6 protein-coding genes are annotated in these 6,062 nt (G+C 35.0%); 4 read left to right on the top strand and 2 right to left on the bottom strand.

The genetic code is table 11. The annotated features are described in order from the left end of the window. The coding region (locus ACJML3_RS02030) for a hypothetical protein (protein ID WP_406020181.1) at positions 1 to 370 on the top strand (370 nt) is incomplete at its 5' end. Between the two features lie 200 nt (positions 371 to 570). On the opposite strand, the gene asd is transcribed toward ACJML3_RS02030, so the two are convergent. Further along, complete coding sequence (gene asd, locus ACJML3_RS02025) at positions 571 to 1,683, bottom strand: aspartate-semialdehyde dehydrogenase (protein WP_406020179.1); 1,113 nt, start codon at positions 1,681 to 1,683, stop codon at positions 571 to 573. A gap of 29 nt (positions 1,684 to 1,712) precedes the next feature. Next, complete coding sequence (locus tag ACJML3_RS02020) at positions 1,713 to 2,414, bottom strand: hypothetical protein (RefSeq protein ID WP_406020177.1); 702 nt, start codon at positions 2,412 to 2,414, stop codon at positions 1,713 to 1,715. Positions 2,415 to 2,694: 280 nt separating this feature from the next. On the opposite strand from ACJML3_RS02020, the gene ycaO reads away from it, so the two are divergent. The 3 genes from ycaO to ispE are packed head-to-tail and all read left to right on the top strand — an operon-like array spanning position 2,695 to position 5,901. Then, positions 2,695 to 4,449, top strand: coding sequence for a 30S ribosomal protein S12 methylthiotransferase accessory factor YcaO (gene ycaO / locus ACJML3_RS02015; protein ID WP_406020175.1), 1,755 nt, complete (start codon positions 2,695 to 2,697; stop codon positions 4,447 to 4,449). Then, positions 4,442 to 5,044, top strand: a complete 603-nt coding sequence (locus tag ACJML3_RS02010; RefSeq protein WP_406020173.1) for a lipoprotein insertase outer membrane protein LolB — start codon at positions 4,442 to 4,444, stop codon at positions 5,042 to 5,044. Before ycaO ends, ACJML3_RS02010 begins: the two co-directional genes overlap by 8 nt. Before the next feature lie 5 nt (positions 5,045 to 5,049). Then, positions 5,050 to 5,901 (top strand): 4-(cytidine 5'-diphospho)-2-C-methyl-D-erythritol kinase, encoded by an 852-nt coding sequence (ispE, locus tag ACJML3_RS02005; protein ID WP_406020171.1) that lies wholly within the window; start codon positions 5,050 to 5,052, stop codon positions 5,899 to 5,901. The last annotated feature ends 161 nt before the right edge of the window (positions 5,902 to 6,062 follow it).

Raw genomic sequence — 6,062 nt, 5'->3', positions numbered from 1 at the left:
TAAGTCAATTGTCTATATGGTTAATAACGAAGATAGATTAAAAGCCTTCTTAAGCAGTCCTTATGGTGTCATGACTAATAACGAAACTGAAGAGAAATTCAGAGAGCTTGATTTATTAAGAAACGGAATGATTGCAAGCGATACATGCAAAGGTGCATCAAATTTAACAGAATTCTATTCTCTGTATAAAACATGCTTGCTTCACAACACTGATTTTAGAACATACATGAAGGCAGTCATTACAAAAATGATGCTTCATGTTAACGAGATTGAATTTGAAAAGGATGCTAAAGGAACAATTACTGGTTATAAAGACCATAAAATTTCCTCTGAGATCCTTGATAAATTGATGCCATGGAATATGGCTTAACAGGAAGGTCTGAAAATTTTATTTCAGACCATTTACATAAATTTTCAAGTTCTTTTTTGAATTTACATTATCCTTTTGAATTTTATATGAATTTTTATGTAAATTTTTTTGAGTTTCTGTCGATATTTTGCTCTTTTCAAACAAAAAAAAAATTCAGGTCCTCAATTGAGAACCTGAACTTTTTATCAAATTATGACTTATTAGCCTACGATCTGACGGAGCATGCAGCGTAATGGCTCTGCTGCACCCCATAATAACTGATCACCAACAGTGAATGCTGATAAGAAGTTATCACCCATGTTCATCTTACGTAAACGACCAATAGGTACATATAAAGAACCTGATACCTTAGCTGGTGTCAGCTCCTTAAGAGTTACTTCCTTGTGGTTCTCAATTACTCTTACCCACTTGTTCTGAGATAGGATTAACTGCTCTACCTCATTTAAAGGAATATTCTTGTTTAACTTGATTGTTAATGCCTGGCTGTGGCAACGCATTGAGCTGATACGTACGCAGTTACCGTCGATCTTTAATGACTCATCAGCATAACCTAAAATCTTGTTAGCTTCAGCCTGGCTCTTCCACTCTTCACGACTCTGACCATTCTCAAGCTCTTTATCAATCCAAGGTAAAGCACTACCAGCTAAAGGAGCACCGAAATTGTCTGTTGGGAATGATGCATCATTCATCTTTGCACGAACCTTACGCTCGATATCAAGAATTGAGCTGTGTGGATCTGCAAGTTCAGAATTTACACAATCATATAAAGCACCCATCTGACATAACAGCTCACGCATATTCTTAGCGCCAGCACCAGATGCTGCCTGATAGGTCTGAGTAGAAATCCACTCAACATTACCAGTCTTGATTAGACCAGCTAAAGCGATTAAAAGTAAGCTTACAGTACAGTTACCACCAATATATGACTTGATACCGTCATTTAGAGCCTTATCTAAAACTTCATGATTTACTGGATCAAGGATAATCTTTGTGTCCTTTTCCATACGTAAAGTTGAAGCAGCATCAATCCAGTAGCCATTCCAACCAGTATCACGTAGAGCTTTGTACATTTTAGTAGTGTAATCGCCACCCTGTGCAGTGATAATGATATCCATAGCTTTTAAAGCATCTAGATTGTAAGCGTCCTGAAGAACACCATTATCTTTACCGCCAAATGAAGGAGCCTTCTGACCTGCCTGAGAGGTTGAGAAGAATACAGCATCGATTACAGAAAAATCATTTTCCTGTACCATACGCTCCATTAATACGGAGCCTACCATTCCACGCCATCCGATTAGACCTACTTTTTGCATTATATCCTCACAAAATTTGCAAAATTTAATTAATCTTCTTTATGTAATATATTATTCTTATCACAGATAAATTCCCTGTGATAGGAATTATTCGATGCGTCAATGTTAACCTTTACGGTTTTTCCTGCTTTTGTTAGCTGAACAATATGTTCAATATTGCAGAATTTATTTGACACATTTTTAACAAAAGAGTCCAAAGCTGTTGAGAACTCTTGTGAATCATTTTTTGAATTTTCTGCTTTTACAATAGTCACAATCACGCTGTTATCGACAGTATCAATCTTTTGTAAGATAGTCTGTCCTTGAGCATCAAGCTTTAATGGTAATTGCCCGCGCAGAGATATCAGTGAAGGTTCATCACTGTTTCTGGTGAATTTACAGTAACCATAATAAAGTGCAAGTCCCATTATTATAATGATAAAAAGCCTAAAATTGTTTCTTATTTTTGATAAATTAGTATTTTTTTCTGCATTAAAATAGGAAATTCTTCTGATTGCTCTGTCATAAAATCTGCTTTTTATCTCTGAACTATCTGTTTTTTCTTGATTTTTATTGTTTTCTATCTCTTGTTCTTGCATTTCATTTTCAAAGTCTTCTTCTAATTGTGCAATTCTCTGTTTTATTCCCTTTTTCAGATATTTAACTTTAAGAGGACTTTCTTTTCTTAATTCAAGAGATCTTTTTGTATTCCCTGTTATCCGTCTCATATGACTTACTGCAATAGATGCCATGGAAGGACCTGCAAGATTAACAGGTTTTTCCTTTTGCTCTGAACTTTGCAAAATAGTATTTTCAAAGTCCTTTTCTACACCATTATCTGTGATACCGACAGTGCAGTTATCAGTATTCTCATCATTTTGTTTAATAATGGAATTGTTTGTTTCTTCCACAGCTATATTTTTGTCCTTATCCGCATTTGACATATGAAAATCAACCTTAAAAATCACTGTTTATGTTATCATACGATATTTTCATAAATAATAAACAATTGCATAGTCTACAGGATTTATCATGACTCAGATTCTAGGCAAAGATGCACCGGTTGAACAGAGCATCGCTCATTTTGAGGAAATTTTAAAAAAATTAAATATCAGTGTGACTGAATCTAACTGGATGAACCCGCTTGAAGATGTGTACTCGGTTAATCTTTCAGTTACATCATGCCCTACACTCTACTCTAATGGAAAAGGTTCATCTCGCTTAGCTGCACGAGCTTCTGCCTATGGTGAACTTTTTGAAAGACTTGCAACTCATATGGAGTTTTCTGATTACTATCTTGGTTTGGATAACTCAAATGCACCTTTTGTTCATTTCAAAGATGAAAAATGGACAAATATTGAGGAAAACCAAAATCAGATCCCAAATGAAATATTAAATGCATCATTACGCAAATTCTATACTCAAGAATGCGAATTAACTCTTGAAAACCTCGTTGATCTGCAGTCTTCATCATACTCAAGAGGCGTTTGCTCCATTCCTTTTACAAATGCTAGAAATGGAGAGATCGTATACTTCCCTGTAAACCTACTAGACAATCTGTACGGTTCAAACGGCATGTCAGAGGGAAACAGCGAATATGAAGCCTTAGTTCAGGGTCTTTCAGAAATTATTGAACGACATGTAAAAAGAGAGATTATAAAAAAAGGTCTTGCCCTTCCTACTGTTCCTAATGAAATTTTACAAAAATATGAAAAATCATATAAATCTCTAAAAGATCTTCAAGGCGATGGATTAAAAGTCGTCTGTTATGATGCTTCTCTTGGTGGCAAATTCCCTGTTGTCTGCATTGTAATGTTCAATCAAAGAAACGGAACCTGCTTTGCTTCTTTTGGTGCCCATCCTATTTTTGAGGTTGCTTTAGACAGAACAATCACTGAACTTATGCAGGGTCGATCATTTAGCGATCTTGACAACTTTGATGAGCCTGATTTTGATTTAAACAAAACATCAGATATTGTAAATCTTGAAAGCCATTTTGTTGATTCAACAGGAATCCTGCCAATGCAGATGTTCAGAAAAATACCTGACTATAGATTTGTAGCATGGGATTTTTCAGGAAGCACAAAGGAACAGTACAAAGCTTTAAGATATATGATTGCAAAGCTTGGCTTTGATATTTACATTCGCTCATACAATTATCTTGGTGTATATGTTTACAGAACTATTGTTCCTGGAATGTCTGAAATCTATCCTGTAGACGATCTTGTTTATAACAACACAAATCTTGGCATCGATTTTCAGGATGCACTGCTCTCTTTACCGGATACTGATGAAACTGAAGAAACATACGAAAGCTACCTTCAGGAACTTGAAAATGAAGAGTTTGATAACGATACAAATGTTTGCTCTTTATTAGGTGTACTCCCAGATGAGAAATCCCCTTGGGAAAATCTAAGAATGGGTGAATTAAAATGTCTAGTTGCACTTGCTGCAAAAAATTATGAAGCTGCTTCTGAATATGCACAATGGACTCTTCTATATAACAACGAAAGTATGTCTCTTGAAAACAGAGCTTTCTACCAGTGCATCATAAAAATTACAGACTGTCTGACTACTGGCAATTTGAAGATTGAAGATTATCTTGATGGACTCAAACTTCTATACGGAGAGAAAACAGTTGAAAACGCACTTGATCATATTGAGGGAAGGAAACGTTTCAACAATCTTGTAGGCAGTGATCTTAATATGAAAAGTTTTACTGCCCATCAGGAACTTATAAGAATCTACAACATATTAAAAGAGGCTCAAAGTTCATACAATGAATAAGATTATATCAACGCTGTTTTTGTTATTAACTGCAACCTTCATTCTTACTGGATGTGCACCAAAAGTTGAAGAAAATGATTTTAGCCTGCTAACAAAGGAGCAAAGAGAAAAGAAGCTCAATGACATCAATGAACTTGAAGAATTCGGCAGAATTGGTCTTTTCTCAAGATACAAAAATGCATCATTCTCTGTAAACTGTTCATATTCATATAACAAAAACAAGTTCTCACTTGCATTTACTGGTCCTATGGGAATGCAATATGCACTTATTGAAGTTTATGCAAATGGTTCAACCTACATAAATGCACAAGGAAAAGTATTAAAAGGCGAAAATGCAAGAGAGCTTTTAAAGGAGAATTTCAAACTTGATATTCCTGTAGAAGATCTTCACAGAGTAATGATAGGCCTTCCAAGAGGAAAGGTCGTATATGACAATCTTGGCTATGCAAAAGAAGCATTGGTGGATGATCAGTATAAGGTAATATACAGAAGCTATAAACCAATCAGAGATTATGTACTGCCAAATCAGCTGGAAATAATCACACCACAGACAAAAATTGTTTTAAGAATCAGTGACATCACAACTGTAAAGTAATAATTATGACTACAGTCACCACAATAAGCCCATGTAAATTAAATCTCTTTTTGTATATAACTTCAAAAAGAGATGATGGTTATCATAATCTTCAGACTCTGTTCGTTATTCTCAATCACGGCGATAAGATGACCTTTATCGACACAAATGATGATGAAGTTTTGCTCTTAACTGATTTTGGTTTTCCTGTTGAAAAGAATCTTATTTACAAAGCTGCAATGGCTTTAAAAAAAGAGACTGGCTGTAAAAAAGGATGCAAGATAAGTATCGATAAGATCCTGCCTCAGGGAGGCGGTCTTGGTGGTGGCTCTTCAAATGCTGCAACAACATTGCTTGTTTTAAATAAGCTTTGGGATCTGAATCTTCAGGAAAAGACTCTTATTAATATTGGAGCAAAACTTGGCGCAGATGTTCCTATATTTATCAAAGGTTGCACATGCTTTGCAGAAGGTATAGGCGAAATTCTTACAGAAAAGAAGATAAAAAACAGATACTACCTTGTTGCAACACCAGAGTGTTCAGTCCCTACAGCAAAACTTTTTGCTCACGAGAAACTAAAAAAAGATTCAAAAGTCAGAACATTTGATGAGCTTATGAATACACCTTTTGAAAACTGTTTTGAAAAGGTTGTTGTACATGAATATCCAGAGGTTCAAAATCTTCTTTCAATTTTAAGTCAATATGGAAGTGCCTATATGTCTGGAAGTGGATCTTCTTGCTTTGTGGGCTTTGACAATCTTGAGGATGCAAAAATTGCACAAAAGCGCATTTCAGAACTTAATTACAAAAACTTTTTAACACAATCCACAGACAGATCACCTGTACTTAAAACCCTTGATACAATTACAGAAAGCTAAATAAATCCATTTTTTTCATATTTCAAAAAAGAAATTTTCTTCTTTTATGTTTTCTGCAAAAGTTTTAAAATAGCCATGTTTCTGAATCATCTCAGAAACATGTTTTGTTCTAACCACTCAGGATCACATATCTTATGGCTGATATGAAGCTTTTTGCCGGT

This window comes from Succinivibrio sp. (assembly GCF_045124615.1).
GTDB lineage: Bacteria > Pseudomonadota > Gammaproteobacteria > Enterobacterales > Succinivibrionaceae > Succinivibrio > Succinivibrio faecicola.
The sequence above is the reverse complement of the archived record's forward strand: the minus strand, read 5'-3'. Positions and strand labels throughout refer to the sequence as shown.